Below are 22,564 nucleotides of genomic sequence, written 5' to 3'. Positions count from 1 at the left end.
TTTCTGCTGCCTGCTTGTTTTTGCAGGTTTAAGAAGGGACGGTTTTGGTGTAGGGAAAGGTTCGGGCACCGGGCGGTAGTCAGAGCACCTTCACCGGGTTTTTGTGCTCGTCGATGGCGACGAAAGTAAACGACCCGTGCACGGCCCGCTCGCGGTGGTCGCGGTACATTTCTTCCACGTAAATTTCAACGTCAATTTTGAGACTCGTGTTGCCAATATGCACCACGCTACCCACCAGTTCGATGATGGATCCGGACGGAATGGGTTTGTTGAAATTGATTGTATCCGACGAAACCGTTACCACCCGTTTGCGGGTAAACCGGGTGGCGGTGATGAACGCGATTTCGTCCATGAACTGCATGGCCGTTCCGCCGAACAGGGTGTCGTAATGATTGGTCGTATTCGGAAAAACCGCCTTGAAAACGCGGGTTTCGGCCTGTTTGATCTTTTCTTCGAGTGAATTCATGCGCTGACGTTAAGAGACTTTCAATGGGCATTCCGGAAAGTGTCCAGCTTTTTTTCGTGCTCTTTCCGGTTGTATTCCGTTCGGATTTCCTGCAAACACCGGGTACACAGGCAGGTACTGAACTGCGAACGGACGTAATTCCGCTGCTCGTCGGTCAGCGGAACCGCCACGCACTGGCAGAGGTTGATGCTGCCAACCTTGCATTCAAAAACCACTCCGCAGCGCGGACAACCGACGGTTTCGTGTTTAGAAGCTTGTGTTTCCATACCGCAATAACAAATTCCGGCCAGCCGAAGCCGGCCGGAATGACCACTTATACGTTCTCAACCACCTGATGCCGGGCGGTTTGGGCCGCCTGCACCATGTTTTTCAGCGCCTGTTCGGTCTCGAGCCAATGCCGGGTTTTCAAACCGCAGTCGGGATTGACCCAAAGGTTCCGAACCGGCAACACATCGGCGGCTTTGTTCAACAAGGCCACCATTTCCGCAGAAGTGGGCACGCGCGGGCTGTGAATGTCGTAGACGCCGGGGCCAATTTCGTTCGGATAATTGAATTGCCCAAAAGCATCCAGCAATTCCATCTGCGAACGGGAGGTCTCGATCGTGATCACGTCGGCGTCCAGGTCAGCAATGGGCTGAATAATATCGTTGAATTCCGAATAACACATGTGGGTGTGAATCTGCGTCTCGTCGCGCACGCCCGAGGCCGATACCCGGAACGCTTTTACCGCCCAATCCAGGTACGCGGGCCGGTTTTCACGGCGCAGCGGCAGACCTTCCCGAAGGGCCGGTTCGTCGATCTGAATGATGCCAATCCCGGCTTTTTCCAGATCAACCACTTCGTCCCGAATGGCAAGTGCAATTTGTAGACAGGTATCCCGGCGCGACTGGTCATCGCGAACGAACGACCATTGCAGAATCGTCACCGGGCCGGTCAGCATGCCCTTCACCGGTTTTTGGGTCAGCGATTGCGCATACTCTGCCCAGCGAACGGTCATGGCTTTGGGCCGGTAGATGTCGCCGTAAATAATGGGTGGTTTGACACAGCGCGAGCCGTAGCTTTGTACCCAGCCGTTCTGGCTGAACGCAAAACCGCCAAGCAGTTCGCCGAAATATTCGACCATGTCGTTACGCTCAAATTCGCCGTGAACGAGCACATCCAGCCCGATTCCTTCCTGCCAGCGAATGGCTTTTTCGGTTTCTTTCTGAATAAAGGCTTCGTACTGCGCCAGCGTCTTCTCCCCTTTTCTGAACTTCGCCCGGTTGATCCGAACGTCTTCCGTTTGCGGAAACGAACCGATCGTGGTTGTCGGAAAAAGCGGCAGCGTCAGGCGCTGATGTTGCAACGCCTGACGCTGGGCGAAAGCACTATTTCGGTATGTATCCCTGTCGGTCAATTGGCGCACCCGGTTTTGAACCTCCGGGCGATTGATCAAGGCCGATTGCCGGCGGGCGGTCAGCCGGGTTTCGTTTTCGCACAGCCAGGATTGCGCCTGATCGCTAGTGGGCTGAGCCGCTATTGTCACTAGTTTGATAACCTCGGCCAGTTTTTGTTTGGCAAACGCCAGCCATTGTTTGATGCCGGGCGTTAAACCGCTGGTGGTCGTTTCCGCATCCAGATCGCAGGGCGTGTGCAGCAGCGAACACGAGGGAGCGACCCACACCCGGTTTTCGCCCAGCGCAGCGGTTGCTTTCTGAATAAGACCCAGCGAACGGTTCAGGTCGTTGATCCAGACATTTCGGCCATCGACCACGCCCAGCGACAACACGGTTTTGCGGTGGACAAAATCCGTTTTCAGGAGGTCGTCCAGTTGATTCGGGCAGCGTACCAGATCGATGTGTAGCGCATCCACCGGCAATTGCACTGCCAGCGGAAGATTTTCGCCGAAACATTCGAAATACGACGCCACCAGAAACTTCAGCTTCGGAAACCGCTCGCGCAAAAACCGGTAGGCCGTCGCGTAGGCCACCTGTTCGCGTTCGTCGGCATTCAACACCAGACCCGGTTCGTCCAGTTGAATCCATTCGGCACCCTGCTTCTGCAACCGGCTCAGAATCTGTTCGTATACCGGTAATAACCGATCGAGTAACTCCAGCCGGTGGAAACCGGCTTCCTTTTCCTTGCCCAGCAGCAGGTAGGTAACCGGCCCGGGCAAAACCGGTTTGGGGATTGCGCCCAGGACGGCTTTGGCTTCGTCAAATTCCGCGAAGAGTTTTTCGGAGCGGAGCGAAAACGACTGATTTTTGCGAAACTCCGGCACGATGTAGTGGTAGTTGGTGTCGAACCACTTGGTCATCTCCATCGCAATGAGGTCCAGACCATCTTTCTGGTAGCCCCGCGCCATGGCAAAATACAGATCCAGTTCGGTGGCAGGCAGTGTTTCCGCCAGCGGCCGAAACCGCTCCGGAATGGCATCGACCGTCAGCGACCAGTCGAGCATCTGGTCGTAAAACGAGAAATCGTTGCACGGAATCAACTCGATTCCGGCTTGTTGCTGGGTGAGCCAATTGTCGCGTCGGATGCGCTGACCGGCTTCCAGCAAGTCATCATGAGAAATTTTTCCGGCCCAGTATGATTCACTGGCCTTTTTGAGTTCGCGGTAGCTACCGATTCGTGGATAGCCAAGATTGTGTGCGACCATTTTGTGAGTTGGTTAATAATGGTACAGAATTCTTTGCCGAACTCCCTGTACCCGCACGCAGCGAAAACCAACCCCATGACCCACCACACCCGGCCTTTCCAAAGGCCGGAAAAAGAGGAAGTCAAGTTTGATGGAACCCGGATGCGTGTGGGCCTGATCAATTCGCTAAGGCAAGTCTCCTGGCTTGTGACGGTATCTGCCGTCCTTCTCAGCCCGCTTTCGCGGACCAATGGACATCGAGGGCAAACCCTTTTCGTTGGTCACTGACAGTAGCAACGTCTGCTCGTGATTCTCACACGATTCCTTTTTCATTCCCCAGCACTCCTGAGGAAACCGTTAGCGTATTTGACGGAAAACAAAGAACAACGGTGCAAACTAACGGCAAACCGGTGGGAAAAGCAAAAGTCTTTTGAGTCCGGCAGGCATTCGGTAAATTTGGTAGCTAAAGCGGTATTCACGAACTTTACCTCAACTTATAACATCCACCACGTACATGCTATTTTTTGAGGATAGTGTTTCCATTGTCAAGGTAGCCATTTCGCTGCTCCTCTCCCTCGCCTGCTGGCTCCTGATCCGCTTCCCCGAACCGTTCCGAAAACTATTCAATCCCCGGCCCGGGCTGGCGTTGTGGGGTTCTTTCATCGCGCTGCGGATCATCCCGTTCATTATCGTTTACCTGATCATGGATTTTGACCCCCGCAGCGATACCGAGTTTTTCTATAAGAAAGCCCTGGGCGCCTTTAACGGTGGCATGGTTTACCGGGATTTTCTGTCCTATCACGCTCCGCTCTTTGGCTACCTGATCAGTTTGCCCCTCTACCTCTGGAACAACGCCCGGGTGCTGATTCCCTTCATGGCGATTTTCGAACTGGCCATCGTCTGGGCCACCTGGCGGTATTACCAATCCAAACATCCGGACGCCCTGCTGATGGCGGTTCTGTATTTCCTGCTGCCGATGACGTTTGTCGCGATGGTCCTGAGCAGCGAAGAAGACGTCTGGTTCTGGGGCGTCGGGCTGATTACGTTTGCCTACGCCAAACGCACGCAGGGCAGCCTGTGGATTGGGGTGATCTGGGGGCTGTCGATGGTCGTCATCAAAAGCATGATTATCGTGATTCTGATTCCGGTTTTCTTTCTGGTCGACAACAAAGTCAAATACGTACTGGGGCTGGCCCTGGTCGGCATCCCTACCATCGTGATTCTGTACCTGCTGATGGGCGACGCGTTTCTGATGCCGCTGCAACACTCGGGTTACCACATGACGCCCAATATCGTCAGCGTGACCCGCCCTTTCCTGAGCGGCATTTACAACCTGGTGACACTGACGCAGTTGAATTCGATCAGTCTGCTCATGACGATGGCGCTGGCTTCCGTTGCGGCCATTCGGTACAAACACCTGGGCTACGAGCGGCTTTTCCCCTCGCTTTTCATCCTGACCTTCGGCATTTTCATGCTGCTGCAACCCAGCGCCCCCGGTTTTTACCTGTACATTTACATGATCGTGGTCTTGTTCGAACTGTTGCAGGTTCGTGACCGGTCCTTTGCCTTGCAACTCATTGCGCTCAATTTCCTGCTGGTTGTTCAGCCGATTATCTGGGTCATCTACCTGGATATGAAAAATTACGACGACTGGCACAGTGTCTTTGCTTCCGGTGTCTCTCTACTGGATTATCTCGTGCAGGTGGTGGAAGTAGGTTTGTTGCTGGCGCTGGTCTGGAAGACGTTCACCCATATCAAAACGATGGACCGGGCCACCAGCCGTTCCTATGCGTCTACGTTGTCAACAGGCCGTTCTTCCTTATCCTGATTCGGGGGCGTTATGTTCATCGTTTATTCCAAAACTGCGATAGCCTTCGTCTTCAGCCTTTTATTTATTCTGTGCTGGCGAAACCGCCGGACGGCCGAATCGTTGCTGGCGCAGCACAACTGGCCCTGGCTCCTGATTTTCTGGACACTCCTGCGACTTATCCCTTTTGTTTCCATCTATCTCATTTTCAATTTTTTACCCCAGTCCGACGTCGCCAACTATTACTACCCCATCGGTGTTTCCGCCAAGATGCCGGGCATTCCTTACCGGGATGTATACAACCCGTATGCACCGCTGTACGGTTTCTGGATGGCCATTCCGCTGTTGGTGTGGAACAGTACCAAAGCCCTTGTTCTCTTCCTGACACTGGTGGAACTGCTGGCGGTCTGGCTGACGTGCCGGGCCTACCAGAGCCGGTTTTCCCGGGAAGAACGGCTGCTCAGAGCCTTGCTGTACTACCTTCTCCCGTTGCCGTTTGTGATGGCGGTTTTGAGCGGACAGGAAGACGTGGCCCTCTGGATTTTTGCGCTGCTGGCCATCATGGCCCTGAAAGACGACGGCAGCGACTACCGTTGCGGTTTGTGGCTGGCCCTCGGAATTCTGTCGACCAAGGCGGTTTTTATCCTGATCATTCTTCCGTTTTTCCTGCTGATCCGGCAGCCCCTCCGGTTTCTGGCCGGGCTGGCCACCCCGGGTGTTCCGGCGCTTATCTTTCTGTATGTCAAAACCGGGTTTCTGTTTATTCAACAACCGATGGATGAGGGGCAATACCTGAAAGCGCCCAACTGGGCGTCGCTGCTGCACCCCTGGACGTCCGGGTTCATCGATCCCAACTGGCCGATCTGGACGTACGTGGGCCTGGTGATCTGCCTGCTCGTCGGTTTTCAGGCGCTGAGGCTGCGCGGGCCACACGATTACCGGACGTATTTTCCGCTGTTCTACACCGCAACCTTCAGCATCATGACGGTGGTTCAGAAAAACGCTATCGCCAATTATGCCTATTTATTCATGCTCCCGCTCGTCTTTCAGATGGTGGATTTCCGAAACCCGAAAGCCATCTTCGGGCTCCTGTTGTTCAATATCGCGGCTTCCGTTCACCCCTCGCTCTGGTGGCGAATCGGACAGCCGTACTACAAAACGCCCGGCGAAATCCTGAGCCAGCCGGTTTACCTACTCGAATACAGCGTGGAGATTTTCATTGTGGGGTATTTGCTGTATCTGGTCGTACAGGCGCAGAAACAACTCAAAGCACCGGCTGCGTGGCAAACCCAACGGACGGATTCCGTTCCGTAAAACTTGCGCGGATGCGGTTTTGTGTTTGCGCCAATCTGCTTCGCGCCCTATCTTTGACGTTATTACGCTGAATTTACGCTATAGATCGACTGATATGACTGACGTTCGCACTGACTGGACTCGCGCCGAAATCGCTGACATTTATAACTCCCCCGTTCTGGATCTTATTTACCGCGCGGCCACTGTTCACCGCCAGCACCACGACCCGCAGGAAGTGCAGGTTTGCACGCTGCTCTCGGTCAAAACCGGAGGCTGTCCCGAAGACTGTGCGTATTGCCCGCAGGCCGCCCGGTATCACACCAACGTGAAGGTGCACAAATTGATGGAGGTTAGCGAGGTTCTGACGGCGGCTCACCGGGCCAAAGAATCAGGCAGCACCCGGTTTTGCATGGGAGCCGCCTGGCGCGAAGTGCGCGACAACCGCGATTTCGACAAGGTGCTGGAAATGGTGAAAGGCGTCAACCAACTGGGCATGGAAGTTTGCTGTACACTGGGAATGCTGACCGAAAGCCAGGCCGAAAAGCTGAAAGAGGCCGGTTTGTACGCCTATAACCATAACCTCGACACTAGCGAGGAATACTACGGCGACATTATTTCGACCCGTACCTACGACGACCGGCTGGATACGCTCGGTAACGTTCGGCAGGCCGGTATTTCGGTTTGTTCCGGCGGCATTATCGGCATGGGCGAATCGCACCAGGACCGGATCGGGATGCTGCACACGCTGGCCAACCTGCCCGAACACCCCGAATCGGTGCCGGTCAACGCGCTGGTGCCGGTGGAGGGAACGCCCCTGGAGGACCAGCCCCGGGTGTCGGTCTGGGAGATGGTGCGGATGATTGCCACGGCCCGGATTATCATGCCGAAGGCGATGGTGCGGTTATCGGCGGGCCGGGTTCGGATGAGTGTGGAGGAGCAGGCGCTGTGTTTCCTGGCCGGAGCCAACTCCATTTTTGCCGGTGACAAATTGCTGACGACGCCGAATCCGGAAGAAGATCAGGACCGGCAGTTGTTCCAGACGCTGAACATTCGTCCGCGCAAGGCATTCAAGGATGCCGAAAAACCGGCGGTGGTGTTCGAGCAGATTCCGCTGTAAGGTAATTTCAAATCAAATTTTCAGGTACGGCAAGTTGGTGACAGGCATCGGCTTGCCGTCGTTTTTTAGCGCCGATGAAGACCCTGATCGTGTTCCTTTGGTTCAGTTTTCTCGCCAGCGGTTTTCCCTGGGCGTCCCCGGTCTGGGCACAGAAAACCGCCGATAAACCGTTTATACTCGGAATCATTGATGAAATTCCGTCAACACGGCTGGGCGAAAAACGGATTCTGAACCTTTATTTACCCGACGATTACCAGCAGAACAAAACCGCCCGCTATCCGGTCATTTACCTGCTCGACGGTTCGGCCAACGAAGATTTTGTGCACATTGTCGGACTGGTACAGTTTTGTCAGATGATTCAGATCCTGCCGAAGTCGATCGTCGTGGGTATCGCCAATGTGGATCGAAAACGGGATTTTACCTTTCCCACCACCATCGCAGAAGACAAAGCCAATTACCCCACCACGGGCGGTTCGGCCCGGTTCATGGCATTTCTGGAAAAGGAATTACAGCCTTTTATTCAGAAAAAATACCGCACGAATGGCTCCAGAACCCTGATCGGCCAATCGCTGGGTGGTTTACTGGCCACCGAAATTCTGCTCAAAAAACCGGATCTGTTTACGACCTATCTGATTGTTAGCCCGAGTTTGTGGTGGGACAATGAATCGTTGCTGGCGAAAGCTCCGCAGTTCGTAAGCCAGTCGCCCGACCCACCGAGACAGGTTTACATTTCGGTCGGGAGTGAAGGAAAGCAAATGGAAGACGACGCCCGAAAACTAGCCGACGTTCTGCGGCAATCCGGCCAGAAAAACCAGCAGGTGATTTTTGCGCCCTTACCGGACGAAAACCACCTGACAATTCTGCACGAGAGTATTTACCGGGCGTTTAAAACCCTGAACCCCAACAGGTAAGACTTACCGGACGACTACCTTTCGTTCTTTTCCAATGGTCTGCCACAGGGCGTCTTCAATCCGGTCGATGGATTTTTCGAAGGTCCACTGTTCCTGCACCACCCGCCGGGCGTTCCGCGACAGCCGGTCGGCCAGGGCCTGATCGGTTAAAACCCGTTCGACGGCCTGGGCCATTTCCGCCGGTTTTCGATTGACTAACAAGCCGTTATAATTGTCGATGACGGTTTCCCGAACGCCCCCTTCGGCCACGGCTACCACCGGCAAACCGCAGGCATTGGCTTCGAGTGGAGCAAGTCCGAAGGGTTCCAGCGTGGAGGTATAGAGCAGGCACGAAGCCGTATTGAGCAGCCGGACCAGTTCCTGATGCGGTATTTTCTCCCGTGGTTCGAACTGGACATTTGCCTCCTGGCTCAGTTTTCGGAGCTTTTCTACGTACGCTTTGTCGCCCATATCGCCCACCCAGACGAGTTTCGGACGGATGGCTTCGGGAACCAGTGCCAGTGATTCGATGGCCATATCCGGCCGTTTATGCTGAAAAAAGGCTCCCAGCCCCATCACAAACGGTTCGCGGGGCAGGTTATGGAACGGAAACAGACTGGAATCGATGCCCAGATAACACACTTCGCCCGCTCCGCCGTAGGCCCGCAGCAGATTTTCATTGCTGAAATAGGAATTGACCAGGACCCGATCGTAGTTGCGGTAATTCTCGATTTCTTCGCGCACCCGCACCCGCGCCTGGCGAATCCGGAAAATGTCGTCCCAGTACTGGTGCCGGTAGTCCGACTTCTTCCAGTTCCGGTTGGCGGGTGGCAGCCCTTCCCAGATCAGGTCCGGCGATGATTCGAAAAGCGTCCGGTTGGGTTCGCCGAGGTACAGGGCTTTCGGGATATTGACAAACCGCCCGATATAGGGCATCGAGAAAATAATACAGGAGTTGGCAAACAGCACATCAAAACCGCCCGCGTTGATCTGATCGGCACATTGGCGGCAAAAATCAAGCATCCGCCGAATGCGGGTTTCGGGTTCGAATTGCAGCGCCCAGACCTTATCCTTGTATTCTTCGCGAATCCGAATGTCCATCGACAGGGGTAGGATATGCGTTTGGGCTACGTACTGATCCACGTCCAGAAATTTACTGTCGGCGATCGACGAGGTCCATACTTCAATGGTATGTCCGCGCTGGGCCAGCCCTTTGATATGCTGGTGCAACGCCCGGCTTCCTCCCCCGCTCCGCAGGTTATGCCAAACTGCAATTTTCATCAATGACCACTCATTCAGGTGAAACGGTTGACAAGATAGTATTTTTTTTGGCAACTAGTAACGGGCTCCCAACTCGATCACTTCCATATCCATGACCTTACCAGCATCCAGCGAAAACCGCAAACAGGTCCGAACGGCATGAAAACCGTGTTTTCCGGCCGCTCCCGGATTGATATACAAGAGGTTATTCATTTTCGAATCCCGAACAACCTTTAAAATATGAGAGTGCCCGCAGACCAGGATCTGGGGTGGATGAAGGACCAACTGCGGCCGAATAATAGGATTATACCGGGGCGGTGAGCCGGTAATATGGGTCATCCAGACCGAAAGCCCTTCCAGCTCAAACCGTTGGTGTTCGGGGCATTCCCGGCTAATCAGGTGATTATCGATGTTGCCGTGGACCGCCCGCAGGGGTTTAAAGGCCCGTAACTGATCGACGATTTCCAGCGAACCAATATCGCCCGCATGCCAGATTTCATCGCACGGGGCAAAATGAGTAAATATCGTCGGGTCCAGAAAACCGTGGGTGTCCGAAAGTAAGCCGATGCGGGTCAAGGTCAGAAGTTGTTACACAGGGTTAATCAGAGGTAATCAAAGGTAATCAGCGATTCCCTGATAACCTCTGATTAACTCGGTGTAATAACTCACTGCCAGCCTCCACCCAGCGCCCGGTACAGATCGATGAGCGACAGAAACTGCGCCCGCTTTGTATTGACCAGCGACAGTTCAGCCGTCAGCACACTGCGCTGCGCCGTGATCACTTCCAGGTAGGATGCGTAACCGGTTGCGAACAATTCATCCGAAATGGATGCCGCCTGGTTTAATACCGCCACTTCCTGCGTTTGTAAATCGGCTACTTTCCGGAAATTGTCGATCCCGCGCAAACTGGTCATCACTTCGCTAAACCCGGTCTGGATGGTTTTCTGGTAATTGTAAAAAGCCTCCCGGCTTTGCGCCACACTCAGGGACAGATTCGATTTAAGATACCGACGATTGAAAACCGGGGCGGCCAAACCACCCAGAACCCCAAGCGCCAGCGATCCGGGATCGAGCAAAACCGACGCCCGGAAGGCGTTCAGCCCCACATAGGGAGTCAGGTTGAGCGAGGGCAGAAACTCGGCCCGCGCCACGTCCACGTCGATATTGGCCGCTTGCATGGCCAGTTCGGCCTGCTGAATATCCGGTCGGCGACCCAGCATCTGACTCGGCACACCCGCCGAAACGCGGGCCGGAAACACCTGGTTATCAATCGTTTTACTGCGCGGAATGGGTTGCGGATACCGGCCCAGCAATTGATTGAGCTGGTTTTCGGCTTCCACAATCTGCTGCTGCACCTGCGCTTCCAGTCCCCGCGTATTGAGCAATTGCGCATTGAACTGCTGCACTGCCAGTTCGGTCACGCGGCCGGCGGCTTTCTGGACTCCAACCAGTTCGACGGCCCGTTGTTGCAGGGCCATATTTTCCCGGATAATCTCCAGTTCACTATCCAGCGCCAACAAGCTGTAATACAGCCGGGCAACCTCCGAGATCAGCGAGGTAACGATGAGGTGACGCCCTTTTTCTGACGCCAGAAACCGAACGTAGGCTGCCTGTTTGCGGTTGCGCAGCTTGCCCCAGAGATCGATTTCCCAATTGCTCCGGAAACCCAGGAAATACTCGGGCGTCGCATCCGGAATTCGTTGTTTTCCGTCGATGTTCGGCGAAAGGTTGGTATCGTAATTACCCACACCGTTGAGTGTATAGCGACCGTAGCGGTCGACACCTGCGGAAGCAACCGCATTGACCGACGGCACCAAAGCCCCCCGCGTATACTCAAAATTGGCCCGCGCCATTTCAATTCGCTGGGTGGCAATCCGCAAATCCAGATTCCGTGCCAGGGCCGTGTCGATCAGACTTTCCAGGTCGGCATCCGAGAAAAAAGCTTTCCAGTCCAGCCCAGCGACGGTGGTAGAATCCGTATTGCCGGCAAACGACGCCGGAACCGGGGTTGCATTTGGCAATCGCAGCGGTTCGGAAACCCGGCAACCCGAGAGCAGGACAAGAGGAAGAAAAAAACAGATCAGTTTTAAGCTACGCGATTTATGAATGAACGGTTGTTCCATTTTCATGAGTTTGAGTTAATACCAGTTCCGACTCGTCGTCTTTGGGCGGTTTGGATTGCAGCTTCTGAGCCAGTTTGGCAAAGGCTACGTACAAGCCCGGAATCAGAAAGAGGCCAAATACTGTACCGACCAGCATTCCCCCCGCAGCCGCCGTTCCGATGGAACGGTTTCCGAGCGCACCCGCACCCGACGCAATACAAAGCGGAATCAGACCGGCGATGAACGCGAACGAAGTCATCAGGATCGGACGTAAACGCGACATCGCCCCTTCCATGGCCGCTTTCAGAATGGTAAGCCCTTCCTGCTGTTTCTGGTTGGCAAATTCCACGATCAGAATGGCGTTTTTCCCCAGCAAACCGATGAGCATCACCAGCGATACCTGGGCGTAAATATTATTCTGCAAACCGGCCAGCTTCAGACAGAGGAAGGAGCCGAAAATTCCGACCGGCAGCGAGAGCAGAACCGCCAGCGGCAGAAACAGGCTTTCATACTGCGCGACCAGCAAGAGGTAGACAAAGATCAGACAGATGACAAAAATCCAGACGGCCTGATCCCCCGACAAGACTTCCTCGCGCGTCATCCCCGACCACTCGAAGGAGAAACCGCGCGGCAGTTTTTCCTTCGCCACTTCCTGAATGGCCTTAATCGCGTCGCCCGAGCTGTAACCGGGTGCCGACTCGCCGTTGATCATGGCCGAGGTAAACATGTTGTAGCGGGTCAACTGCTCCGGTCCGTACACGCGTTCCAGCGTCACGAAGTTGGAATACGGCACCATCTCGCCCTGGTCATTTTTGACCTGCAGATTCAGCACATCTTCCGGTTTGGTGCGGTAACTGGGAGCCGCCTGAACCATCACCTTATACATCTGATTAAACCGGATGAAGTTCGATGCGTAATAACTTCCCATCAACGTTTGCAGGGTACTCATGGCGTTGTCGATGGAAACGCCTTTCTGAGCCGCCTTGTCCTGATCGACATGGAGCAGGTACTGCGGGAAACTCGGGTCAAAGCTGGTAAAAACCCGGCTGATTTCCGGGCGCTTTTCGAGTTCGGCGATAAAGTCGTCGGCTACTTTTTTGGTCTTTTGCAGATCGTCGCTCCGGGTTTTATCGAGCAGACGGATTTCAAAACCACTGGAGTTCCCAAAACCGGGAACCGTTGGGGGCGAGAAAAACTGAATGCTGGCGTCGTTGATATGCTTGGTTTTTTCGGCCAGAACCGCAATGATATCATCAACGGATTCTTTTCGTTGATCCCAGCTTTTGAGGTTGATCATTCCCATCCCGTACGAAGCCCCGGCCCCGTCGGTCATCAGGCTCAACCCCGCCAGCGTCGACACGTTCTCAACCGACTCCAGCTTGGAAGCCGCCTGCTGCACCATGTCCATCACTTCCTCCGTCCGTTCTACCGTGGCACCAACGGGCGTCGTCACGTTTACGTAAATCATCCCCTGGTCTTCCGTCGGAATAAAACCGGCGGGCAACACGGTATTGATCCCCCAGGTGGCCACCACAAACAGCAGCAGAACGCCCCAGGTGACCACACCCCGCGTAACGAACGGGCGTATCCCGCGCATATACTTGGTCGCCAGTGCGTCATACCCGCGATTGAAGCGGGCAAAAAACCGCCCGAGCCAGCCGGTTTGTTCACCATGAACCGGCCGCAGCAGCAGGGCACACAAGGCGGGCGTCAGCGTGACGGCATTAATCCCCGAAATCACAATGGAAATGGCCAGCGTCAACGAGAATTGCCGGTAGAAAATCCCGACCGGTCCCGACAGGAACGCCACCGGAATGAACACCGCCGACATCACAAGCGTAATGGCAATGATGGCCCCGCTGATTTCCTTCATGGCGGCAAACGTGGCCGCCCGTGGCGTCAGATGAGCTTCGGTCATTTTAGCATGGACGGCCTCCACCACCACAATCGCATTATCGACCACAATCCCGATGGCCAGTACCAGGGCAAACAGCGTCAGCAGGTTAATGGAAAAACCGATCATCTGCATGAACGCAAACGTTCCGACCAGGGCCACCGGCACCGCCAGGGCACAAATCAGGGTCGAGCGCCAGTCCTGCAGGAACAGGAATACGATGATAAAGACCAGAATGAAGGCTTCGAACAGGGTCCGAACGACCTCATGAATGGACGCATCCAGAAACCGGGAGACGTCATAGGCAAAGTTATAGCTCATGCCGGGCGGGAACGTCGTTTCCTTCAGCTCGGCCATTTTCGCCTTCACGTTGTTGATCACCTCCTGCGCGTTGGAACCGGGGCGCTGTTTCAGCATGATGGCCGCCGACGGCTTTCCGTCGTTTTTGGATAAAATGCTGTAATCCAGCGAGCCAAACTCCACGTCGGCGATGTCTTTCAGTCGCAGCAGCGAGCCGTCTTTCTCGGTGCGAAGCACCAGATTTTCGTACTGGACGGGGTCAAAGAATTTTCCGGAATACCGAAGGACGTACTGCAGCACCTGTGCATCACGGTCGGAGCTTTCACCCGCTTTTCCGGGTGCCGCTTCTACATTTTGTTTGCGAATGGCGGCAATTACGTCGTCCGGCGAAATCTGGTAGACCGTCATCCGATCCGGTTTCAGCCAGACCCGCATGGAGTATTCCCGCGCCCCCAGAATATCGACGAAACCAACTCCATCGATCCGCTTGAGTTCCGACAGAATGTTGATATCGGCAAAATTGTAAATAAACTTCTCATCGGCGGTGGAATCGCTGCTGATCAGGTTGAGATACAGCAACATACTGTTCACCTCCTTTTCGGTGGTTACCCCCGCTTTGATCACCTCTTCGGGCAATTCATCCAGAACCGTCGTTACCCGGTTTTGCACGTTCACGGCCGCCAGATCGGGGTCTGTCCCCACTTCAAAAAAGACCTGAATCAGCGTAACGCCATCGTTCCCCGAAATGGAGGTCATGTAGGTCATGTTCGGCACACCGTTGATAGCCCGTTCAATCGGCATGGCGACGGCTTTGGTACTCACCTGCGCGTTGGCTCCGGTATAAGTCGCTGTAACAACGACGGAAGGCGGAACGATGTCGGGAAACTGCGTAACCGGCAGGTTCATGAGGGCCAGTAACCCCAGCAACGTAATCAAAACCGAGATTACGGCGGAGAGTAACGGCCGTTTTATGAAAGTATTAAACATAATTTAGGATGATGATCTTACATAGCACGGCATAACCCTCCTGCCGCGCTGGCGGCAGGAGGGTTTTTCGTATACGTAAGGTGGGTTAGTGATCGAAAACCGGGGCCGTTAGTTGGTCGAAACGGTTTCGCCAGATGAAGGATTCAAGGTCAGCAAGCTATCGGCTGACAGGGCCTGGGGGACAATCTCCATGCCTTCCCGGATGTTCTGAATGCCTTCGTACACCACTTTGTCGCCGGGTTCCAGGCCCGACTTCACGAGGTAAAACTGCGCCAGACGACTCTGCGGCACAATGCTCCGCATCTTGACTTTGTTGGCCGTATCGACCACGTAGACGAAGTTTCTGTCCTGAACTTCAAAAACCGCCTTTTGGGGCACCAGCAACGCATCGTCGACTTCGCTTTTCAGACGAATTTTCCCGGTTGCGCCGTGTTTGAGAACTTTGCTGGGGTTCGGAAAGCGCGCCCGGAACGCAATGGTTCCGGAACCGTCGTCAAAAACGCTTTCCATCGTTTCGATTTTTCCCGGTTGCCCATACGGCGTATTGTCGGCCAGTAACAGCTCCACCTCCTGCCCATTGCGATTGGGGCGGCTGTTGGCTTTCTTGATGTATTCGAGGTATTCTTTTTCCGAAACGTGGAAGTAGGCGTACACTTCCCGAATGTCTGAAACCGTAGTCAGCAAGCTTCCTTCCTCAATCAGACTGCCCATTTTGAACGGAATCCGGTTGATAACCCCATCAAACGGGGCCCGGACACTGGCGTGTAACAAGCGCAGGGAGGCATTTTCCCGGGCCGATTCGGCTTCTTCAATCGAGGCTCTGGCGGCTTCCAGTTTGGATTTTGACAACTCCAGTTCAGACGGGGAGATAATTTTCTTGTCCACCAGCAGTTTAACCCGGCCCATTTCCACTTCGGCGGTTTTGGCTTCGGCCATAGCGCTTTTCAAAGTGGCTTTTGCCTTGGCCAGTTCGGCCTGATACTCCGCCTGGTTAATCTGAAACAACAGCTGACCTTTCGTCACCTGCTGTCCTTCATCGACGTGAATTTTATCCAGATAACCGCCCACCCGGGCGCGGATTTCGACATTCCGGACCGCTTCCACATTACCGGCGTATTCCCGCTGCAAGGTGGTCGATTGCCGGGTTATTTCAAAAATGGGTAAGGCCGGTTTTTCCTCCACGGCTTTTTCTTCGGTTGATGTCGAACAACCAGCCAAAAAACCGCTGATTAACAGAGCACTTACAATGATATATCCTTTCATGATTTGTGTATGATTCCTTTTAAGCGTGTTAGGTATAGCCAAAGCCCGGTCATCCTGACGGATGTCGGATAAGCATTTTGATACAGAATGGCTACTGCATTTTGTAGTTTACCAGGACAGGAACGATTGGACTGAAGCCAGTGCGGCCTTTATGGTTGCGGTGGCGGGGAGGAGATTTCCTGCACGTGCGAAAAAGCACGGATAAACATCCGTCCGAGCGGCCTGGCAGTCAGATGCCAGCAGGCCGGTTTTAAGGAAAATGAAAAAAATGGGGTCGAAAAATAATCATGTTCAATGTTCAGAACGTCCGATTCTTCGTCGGATTCGTCCTGCTCCGGAACGGCATCGATAAAACCAAGCCAGTGTTCCAGAGCCAGCTCACCAAAGCTCTCAATTTTGTTCACGGACAAGTCTTTCTTTTGCGTACCATGCAACATTCTGGGCGAATAATGCTCCGGTACATCAACGCTGATGTTGATGATGTGCAGAGCCATTAGCCAGCAGAATAAGCGGTGCAGAAAGAAGTTATTTCGCCGTTTACCCATTTGAGAATTGAGTCTTAACTTATTCAAAAGTAAACACTTATATCGGAAATATGCAAATATTATTCCACAAATAAGCCATATTTATAAATATATGCTTCTTTTTCTCAGAACATTACAATTTCAACCGTTAACTATCCACCCGATCCTGAACGGTTGCCGGCCTGCCGACCGGCCGGTTTTCCAGTAGTCCGATAAAACCGGGGGGTACCAGAATAAACGCAGATCCTGCAAAAGAGTTCGCTCCATTCACAAGACGTTCCCTAGCCCGAACGGTTGAGTCCCCCTTCCGTAAGTAGCGCATATACACGCCGTTATTCCGTCGCCCGTCTGTTTTCTTTCGGAAAATGGGGAGATATTCGCACCGGCGTTTTAGAGCGAACTCCCCTTCATGAAAACCTATCTGGCAATTTTACGCGGAATTAATGTGAGTGGTCGCAACAAAATTGCGATGAACGATTTGAAAAGCGTATTCGAAGCGCTGAACGGCGAACGTGTTACCACGTACATCCAAAGTGGCAATGTCGTTTTTAAACACACGGATGTTGACCCGGAACAGCTGGCCCGGCAGATCGAGCAGAAGATCAGGGAGAAATACGGTTTTGACATCCCCGTCCTGGTGCGTTTACCCCCTGAACTGGGCCAGCTTGTGGCTCAAAATCCCTTTCTGAAGGAACCGGATATCGAACTGGATAAACTGCACGTCACGTTTCTGGCCGCAACGCCCGACCCGGCCAATCACGACAAAATCAAGGGGTTAGCATTCGGTGCCGACCGGTTTATTCTTTCGGGTAATGCGGTATATGTGTATTGCCCAAGCGGTTACGGGAACACCAAACTGAGCAATACCTTTTTCGAAAACAAACTGAAAGTGAAGGCCACAACCCGCAACTGGAAAACGGTTAACGAACTCGTGAAACTGGCGGAGTCGATGAGGTGAGACAGTAGTTCGTACACGGCGTTCATCAGAAAATCAAAGATCTATCCGAGGCCCACTGTGTACGAACACGAATCGCCGGTTTATAAAAGCAATCCCGCCAGCGTTGCCGACATATACGACGCTAAGGTACCGCATATCAGGGCTTTAAAGCCTAACTTCGCCAGATCCCGACGGCGCGATGGCACCAGTTCGCCAATTCCCCCCACCTGAATGGCAATGGATGAAAAATTGGCAAAACCGCAGAGGGCAAAACTGGTGATGGCAACGGTTTTGGGATCGAGACCCGGTTTTAATTTCACCAGCTCAAGGTAAGCCACGAATTCGTTCACCACCATTTTCGTCCCCATCAAGGCCCCGGCGGTTTGGACATCTTTACCAGGCACGCCCATCGCCCAGGCAAAAAGGGAGAAGACGTTACCCAGCAGAAAATTCAGACTTAAATTCGGGAAGCCAAAAATATAGTACCCAATACGAAACAAGATGCTGTCGATCAGGGCAATGAGCGCAATAAAACCGATCAGCATGGCCACGACGTTGAAACCAACTTTCAGCCCTTCACTGGCTCCGGCGGCAATGGCGTCGAGCAGGTTGGCATAAATCTTTTTGATTTCGAGTTTGACGGTTCCCTGCGTTTCCGAAACTTCCGTTTCGGGGAACACGATTTTACTGATCACCAGCGCACCCGGGGCCGCCATCAGACTGGCCGCCAGCAGGTACGGCGCGGGAACGCCCAGCGAGATATAAACCGCCATCACCCCACCCGCGATGCAGGCAAAGCTGCCCGTCATCGACGCCAGCAGCTCGGAATTGGTCATCGTTTTCAGGTACGGTTTAATCATGATCTGGGCTTCCACCTGTCCGACAAAGGTGCTCGAAACGTTCGAAAGCGCTTCGGCTCCGCTCACGCCCATCAGCCATTTCATGAACCGCGCCAATACCGCCACCACGCGCTGCATAATGCCCAGGTGGTAAAAAATATTGACCAGAACCGCCACGAAAATGATGGTTGGAATGACCTGAAAGAAGAAAATAAAGCCATTTTCGGGTCCAAATGCTTTGCTAAGCAACTCGCGGTTGACCAGCGGGGCAAAGACGAATTCGGCCCCCTTAACCGACTTCTGCAACAGCCGATCGACGAACTGACCTAATGTCTGAAAAACCTGCTGTCCAATTTCTGTTTTCAGAATAAAAACCGCCAGGCCGAATTGCAGCAGCAGCCCAACGCCCACGGTTCGGTAATTGATGGCTTTGCGGTTGTTTGACATGGCGTACGCGATGCCCAGAATCAGCACAATGCCGATCAGTCCGGTAAAACGACTCATTCAGATAAGTAGGTTAATAGAAGTGCAGTGTAGTTTACAAAAAACTTGTGAAGATACGAAGGAATGCCCTGTCATGGACGCCGTTCGACGGATTTCGTGCTAACTTCGCCAATTTCCACTTTCTTTTTCACGCCAGCCCCCCGCCATGACGCCGAACCCAGGACGGAGCAGTTACAAGCATCGTCAGGCCATCGGGATTGGGCGTTGCATCGCGCCGACTTCACCGGCTTTTTCTTCCGTTTCGACCGTAAAACTCTCTCTTTCATCCACTTCTGCCATAGCATAAACCCAAACGGGTAGTTTCTTGCGACTCGAAAAACCTACCGGGCTGGGTTTGCCCCAAATCTTAGCATCCTCGTGAAAACAACACTAGTAATGATCGGCGCGCTGGTACTCAGTGGACTCTCCGTACGTGCCCAGCAGCTACGGTTCGCCTATTTCGGCGAAACCGTCACCCATTACGGAGCAAAGGTCGGCTATGAGCTACCGCTTCGCACTACGCAACTCCGCGAAGCCACCGTTCGGAAAGAGTTTCTGTTCGTTCCGGGCCTGGCTGCCTACCGGCATCCGCACAATCATACCGGCGTCATCGTTTCGCCCGAGCTGGCTTACCGCCGTACGGGCCGACGGGGCGGCTTTTATGAAATTGCCGTTGCTCCCTCCTATTTCCGTTATTTTCTGGCCGGCACTACCTACGAAGTGGACGAATCCGGCAGCTTTCGGAAGGTGCCGCTGGCGGGGCGCAGTGCTTTTTTGCCCACGATTTCGCTCGGTTTGGGCAAGGACCTGGCTATTCGTCGTTCCCGCCCAATTGCCTGGTATGCCCGGCTGAACGTGATGCAGCAACGGCCCTATAATGCGTCTACGCTCCTGCGGTTTGGCCTTGAAGCAGGCATCATCAAACCCCTGAAAAAATTATGAAACGCCTTCGGTTCTATTTTCAAATCCTCCTCCTGACGGGACTGGTTACGGTTTTTGCCTCCTGCGAAAAAAATGATGTAACGGATGTTGAACAAACGTTTTACCTGCGGCATAAAGGGGCTGATATGCCCATCTGGGTTCGGGGCAATGTCCAGTCCGACAAGATCGTTCTTTATCTCCACGGTGGTCCCGGCGACTGCGCCATGTGTTACCGGTATTACCTCCAGGCGTTGGAAAAAACCGTGGGTGTGGCCTACTGGGACCAGCGCATTGCCGGTTCGTCGTCCGGGAAAGTTGATCCGAAAACGCTGACCTACGAGCAGTTTGGCGAAGATGCCTATTACGCGATCAAGCTGCTGAAAGAACGGTATCCATCGGCCAAGATTTACCTGCTGGCGCATAGTTTCGGTGTCGAACTGGCCTGGCAGTTCCTGACCACCAACGATAACCAACAGATAGTCAACGGTTTGATGGCGGTCAATGGTACGTTTTCGACCTACCGCTGGCTGTATCAGGTCCGGGAATGGGTCCTGCAGGAAGCCAAACGGCAACAGCGGTCCGAGATCGAAAAATACGCGCTGGACCATCCGATTACTGCCGAAAATCTACCCACCTACAACTGGGAGGAACTCTACCGGCGGATGGTCGATCTGGGCGGCAACCCGGTTTCGCTCTATGATGATAAAAAATATGTACTGAACTACCTCTTTGCAACCCCCAACACGGCGCTCGGCCAGTTTACGCACGGAAAGGCCTACGAAGAATACGGCAAAACCGAAATCCGGACGTTTGAAAAAAGCAGCCAGCTCCGACAGATTCGGATCCCGGTCGCGCTTTTCTGGGGTAAAAAAGATGGGGTCGTTCCCCTGGGGGTTGCGAGCGAAACCCGGACTTTGCTAACCGCCACGACTTCCAAACTTGTTACGTTCGAAAATTCCTGGCACGAACCGTTTGTGACGGAAACCGACCGGTTTGTCGAAGAAGTCCTGGACTTTGTAAAATGAAAACCCCGGCCGGTTTTTAACCGGTCGGTTTTCACTCGTTCCGGCTTGAAATTCATGAAAAACCGACCCGTTCATTAAAAAACCGCCCTACTCACCAGACAATTATCAGACAAAATTGTTATCAGAAATAACTGCATAGTTTATCCTATCAGCCATTTATGGACTTTTACCAGAAAGGAAGATATGAGAAAGCAACGGTCATCTCTGATGGTGTTGGGCCTGCTGCTCCTGGTGGTAGCCTGTATGAATCCACTCGAAAACGTCCAGTTGGGTTTTAAAGATCCCATCGAAAAGGGGGTTGTCGAAATCCGGTTTCGGAGTTTGAAGGGAGCCCTTCCCACTGGCGTCGATCTCACGGTTGCGGGCCCCGATGCGGAGCAGGTTGTCACGACACTCAATACAACTTCATACAAAATCAACGAAGAGGGGGTGCTGGTCCTGGCAGCTGCGCCCGAAGCGGACTATTCCAGAGCCGACCCGCTCCGCTTCGTGGTGGCTGCCAAAGCTCCGGACTACCTGACCATTCTCCAACCCGTTGAGCTGGCCGATACCGGTCGTTACTCGCTGGCTCCGGCCTGGATCAAACTCAATGATCCACCCGCCCATTTATCGGCCGTGATGGTGACCGACCGGAAATTACCTCTGACCAGCGATCTAAAAACCGCTACCCCCTCGCTCAATCAGAAGAAAGAAAACGTTGCCATTCAGATTGAACAAGGCAGCGAATTCAAAGATGCGGGTGGCCAAACGCTCACCGGAACGTTAATGGCGGCTTTGGTGCACATTGAAAACCGGGGCAACAATCCGGCGAATTACCTGCCCAACGGCTCGGTCATGCCCACCGTAACGGGTCTGGATGGCAAGAACCTGGGATCGCTGCAACTCAGCCAGATCGCCGGACTGTTTTCGCTGGAATTGTACGATGATCAGTTTCGGGTTGCCCGGCAAATTTCAAAACCGGTTTTATGCACGATGACGCTGAATCCGGAAACGATTAACCCTCCCCTCGGCCGGCCCATTCAGGTGGGGGACGAAATTCCTTTTTTCCGTTACAACCGGTTCTCGGCACGCTGGCAACAGGAAAAACCGGTGGCCGTCAGCCGAAATGCTTCTACCGGACAACTCGAGTGTCGGGTATCGGTTACCCAATCGGCCGTATGGGTAGCTGGCTGGACGCAGGCGGCTTGTGAAGAAGGACCGGTTTTTACGGTCAGCAGTAAACTCAACCAGGTTGATATTCAGTATCTGTGCAAGGTCATCAACGCCGATACACGCCAGGAAACCACATCGTTCTACAGCCCGTTGAACAACGGGACCCGCCTTACGCTGAGTCACTTGCTGCAGAATCAGCGAGTTCAGTTGCAGGTTTACAATTACAACAATGCGTATAGTTCCGGCAATCCGGGGCAGCCTTTGCTGGAAACCGGCCCACTGCCCACCTGCAATCAAACGCCCCAGCCGCTTGATTTGCAAAAGCTCCCCATTCCCCCGGCCATAACCGTCCGCTTCGATTTTGCCTGTCCTCCCCCGACCCGACTGGATGAATCGAAACTTCCGACCAAAGTTCGTTTGCAGTATACGGAATCGGGGCAGAAAAACTGGCGGGAATTGGTAACGCTGAATCGCAAGGATCTACAGGCTCTTTCGTACAAATTGAAACTACACCAACCCTACGATATTCGGGTCAGCACCGACGGCGGGGCCAGCTGGCCACTGGAACGCCACCGGTTTACTCCCAACAACAACACTCTGGTTTTTGACCTGGCATCACCGGAATTTTGTGTGTTGTAAAACGGTTTACGGTTGGCTGATGCATTCCTGTTCCGGCGTCAGCCA

At 53.7% G+C, this 22,564-nt stretch carries 18 protein-coding genes and 1 riboswitch; of the genes, 8 read left to right on the top strand and 10 right to left on the bottom strand.

What is annotated here, in order from left to right; all coding sequences use genetic code 11:
* Positions 1-79: 79 nt before the first annotated feature.
* The 3 genes from ACFPMF_RS10545 to metE are packed head-to-tail and all read right to left on the bottom strand — an operon-like array spanning position 80 to position 3,107.
* Entirely contained in the window at positions 80-466 is a 387-nt protein-coding gene (locus tag ACFPMF_RS10545; RefSeq protein ID WP_379844184.1) for an acyl-CoA thioesterase, read from the bottom strand.
* A 20-nt stretch (positions 467-486) separates the two neighbouring features.
* On the bottom strand, positions 487-732 hold the full coding sequence (locus ACFPMF_RS10540; protein ID WP_379844181.1) for a cysteine-rich CWC family protein: 246 nt from the start codon (positions 730-732) through the stop codon (positions 487-489).
* A 47-nt stretch (positions 733-779) separates the two neighbouring features.
* Positions 780-3,107 (bottom strand): 5-methyltetrahydropteroyltriglutamate--homocysteine S-methyltransferase, encoded by a 2,328-nt coding sequence (gene metE / locus ACFPMF_RS10535; protein WP_379844177.1) that lies wholly within the window; start codon positions 3,105-3,107, stop codon positions 780-782.
* A gap of 152 nt (positions 3,108-3,259) precedes the next feature.
* Positions 3,260-3,461, bottom strand: a riboswitch (cobalamin riboswitch).
* 139 nt (positions 3,462-3,600) lie between these two features.
* On the opposite strand from metE, the gene ACFPMF_RS10530 reads away from it, so the two are divergent.
* The 4 genes from ACFPMF_RS10530 (at position 3,601) to ACFPMF_RS10515 (ending at position 8,214) form a co-directional block, all read left to right on the top strand.
* Positions 3,601-4,914, top strand: coding sequence for a hypothetical protein (locus ACFPMF_RS10530; RefSeq protein WP_379844175.1), 1,314 nt, complete (start codon positions 3,601-3,603; stop codon positions 4,912-4,914).
* 12 nt (positions 4,915-4,926) lie between these two features.
* Positions 4,927-6,207 carry a hypothetical protein gene (locus ACFPMF_RS10525; RefSeq protein WP_379844172.1) on the top strand — a complete coding sequence of 427 codons (1,281 nt, stop codon included), beginning with the start codon at positions 4,927-4,929 and terminating at the stop codon, positions 6,205-6,207.
* A 94-nt stretch (positions 6,208-6,301) separates the two neighbouring features.
* Positions 6,302-7,303 (top strand): biotin synthase BioB, encoded by a 1,002-nt coding sequence (gene bioB, locus ACFPMF_RS10520; RefSeq protein WP_379844170.1) that lies wholly within the window; start codon positions 6,302-6,304, stop codon positions 7,301-7,303.
* Positions 7,304-7,377: 74 nt separating this feature from the next.
* Positions 7,378-8,214 (top strand): alpha/beta hydrolase, encoded by an 837-nt coding sequence (locus tag ACFPMF_RS10515; RefSeq protein ID WP_379844167.1) that lies wholly within the window; start codon positions 7,378-7,380, stop codon positions 8,212-8,214.
* Positions 8,215-8,217: 3 nt separating this feature from the next.
* On the opposite strand, the gene ACFPMF_RS10510 is transcribed toward ACFPMF_RS10515, so the two are convergent.
* From ACFPMF_RS10510 to ACFPMF_RS10485, 6 genes are all read right to left on the bottom strand, one after another.
* A complete protein-coding gene (locus ACFPMF_RS10510; protein WP_379844165.1) occupies positions 8,218-9,474 on the bottom strand; it encodes a glycosyltransferase family 4 protein in 1,257 nt (418 codons plus the stop codon).
* A gap of 54 nt (positions 9,475-9,528) precedes the next feature.
* Positions 9,529-10,029, bottom strand: a complete 501-nt coding sequence (locus ACFPMF_RS10505) for a metallophosphoesterase family protein (protein ID WP_379844162.1) — start codon at positions 10,027-10,029, stop codon at positions 9,529-9,531.
* An 89-nt stretch (positions 10,030-10,118) separates the two neighbouring features.
* The gene (locus tag ACFPMF_RS10500) at positions 10,119-11,576 is read right to left on the bottom strand and encodes an efflux transporter outer membrane subunit (RefSeq protein WP_379844159.1); all 1,458 of its coding nucleotides are present in this window, start codon (positions 11,574-11,576) and stop codon (positions 10,119-10,121) included.
* Positions 11,554-14,736, bottom strand: a complete 3,183-nt coding sequence (locus ACFPMF_RS10495) for an efflux RND transporter permease subunit (RefSeq protein ID WP_379844156.1) — start codon at positions 14,734-14,736, stop codon at positions 11,554-11,556. Before ACFPMF_RS10495 ends, ACFPMF_RS10500 begins: the two co-directional genes overlap by 23 nt.
* Before the next feature lie 108 nt (positions 14,737-14,844).
* Complete coding sequence (locus ACFPMF_RS10490; protein ID WP_379844153.1) at positions 14,845-15,999, bottom strand: efflux RND transporter periplasmic adaptor subunit; 1,155 nt, start codon at positions 15,997-15,999, stop codon at positions 14,845-14,847.
* Positions 16,000-16,148: 149 nt separating this feature from the next.
* Complete coding sequence (locus tag ACFPMF_RS10485) at positions 16,149-16,493, bottom strand: hypothetical protein (RefSeq protein ID WP_379844150.1); 345 nt, start codon at positions 16,491-16,493, stop codon at positions 16,149-16,151.
* Between the two features lie 439 nt (positions 16,494-16,932).
* Between ACFPMF_RS10485 and ACFPMF_RS10480 the strand changes: the two genes are divergently transcribed.
* On the top strand, positions 16,933-17,481 hold the full coding sequence (locus ACFPMF_RS10480) for a DUF1697 domain-containing protein (RefSeq protein ID WP_379844147.1): 549 nt from the start codon (positions 16,933-16,935) through the stop codon (positions 17,479-17,481).
* Between the two features lie 80 nt (positions 17,482-17,561).
* On the opposite strand, the gene ACFPMF_RS10475 is transcribed toward ACFPMF_RS10480, so the two are convergent.
* Entirely contained in the window at positions 17,562-18,803 is a 1,242-nt protein-coding gene (locus ACFPMF_RS10475) for a NupC/NupG family nucleoside CNT transporter (protein ID WP_379844145.1), read from the bottom strand.
* 357 nt (positions 18,804-19,160) lie between these two features.
* Here ACFPMF_RS10475 and ACFPMF_RS10470 point away from each other — a divergent pair, with 357 nt between their 5' ends.
* From ACFPMF_RS10470 to ACFPMF_RS10460, 3 genes are all read left to right on the top strand, one after another.
* Positions 19,161-19,724, top strand: coding sequence for a hypothetical protein (locus ACFPMF_RS10470; protein ID WP_379844142.1), 564 nt, complete (start codon positions 19,161-19,163; stop codon positions 19,722-19,724).
* A complete protein-coding gene (locus ACFPMF_RS10465; RefSeq protein ID WP_379844140.1) occupies positions 19,721-20,728 on the top strand; it encodes an alpha/beta fold hydrolase in 1,008 nt (335 codons plus the stop codon). Before ACFPMF_RS10470 ends, ACFPMF_RS10465 begins: the two co-directional genes overlap by 4 nt.
* Before the next feature lie 183 nt (positions 20,729-20,911).
* Positions 20,912-22,519, top strand: a complete 1,608-nt coding sequence (locus tag ACFPMF_RS10460; protein ID WP_379844138.1) for a hypothetical protein — start codon at positions 20,912-20,914, stop codon at positions 22,517-22,519.
* The last annotated feature ends 45 nt before the right edge of the window (positions 22,520-22,564 follow it).

The sequence above is a fragment of the Larkinella bovis genome (genome assembly GCF_042655385.1).
GTDB lineage: Bacteria > Bacteroidota > Bacteroidia > Cytophagales > Spirosomataceae > Larkinella > Larkinella bovis.
This window is presented reverse-complemented; position numbering and strand designations above follow the sequence as displayed.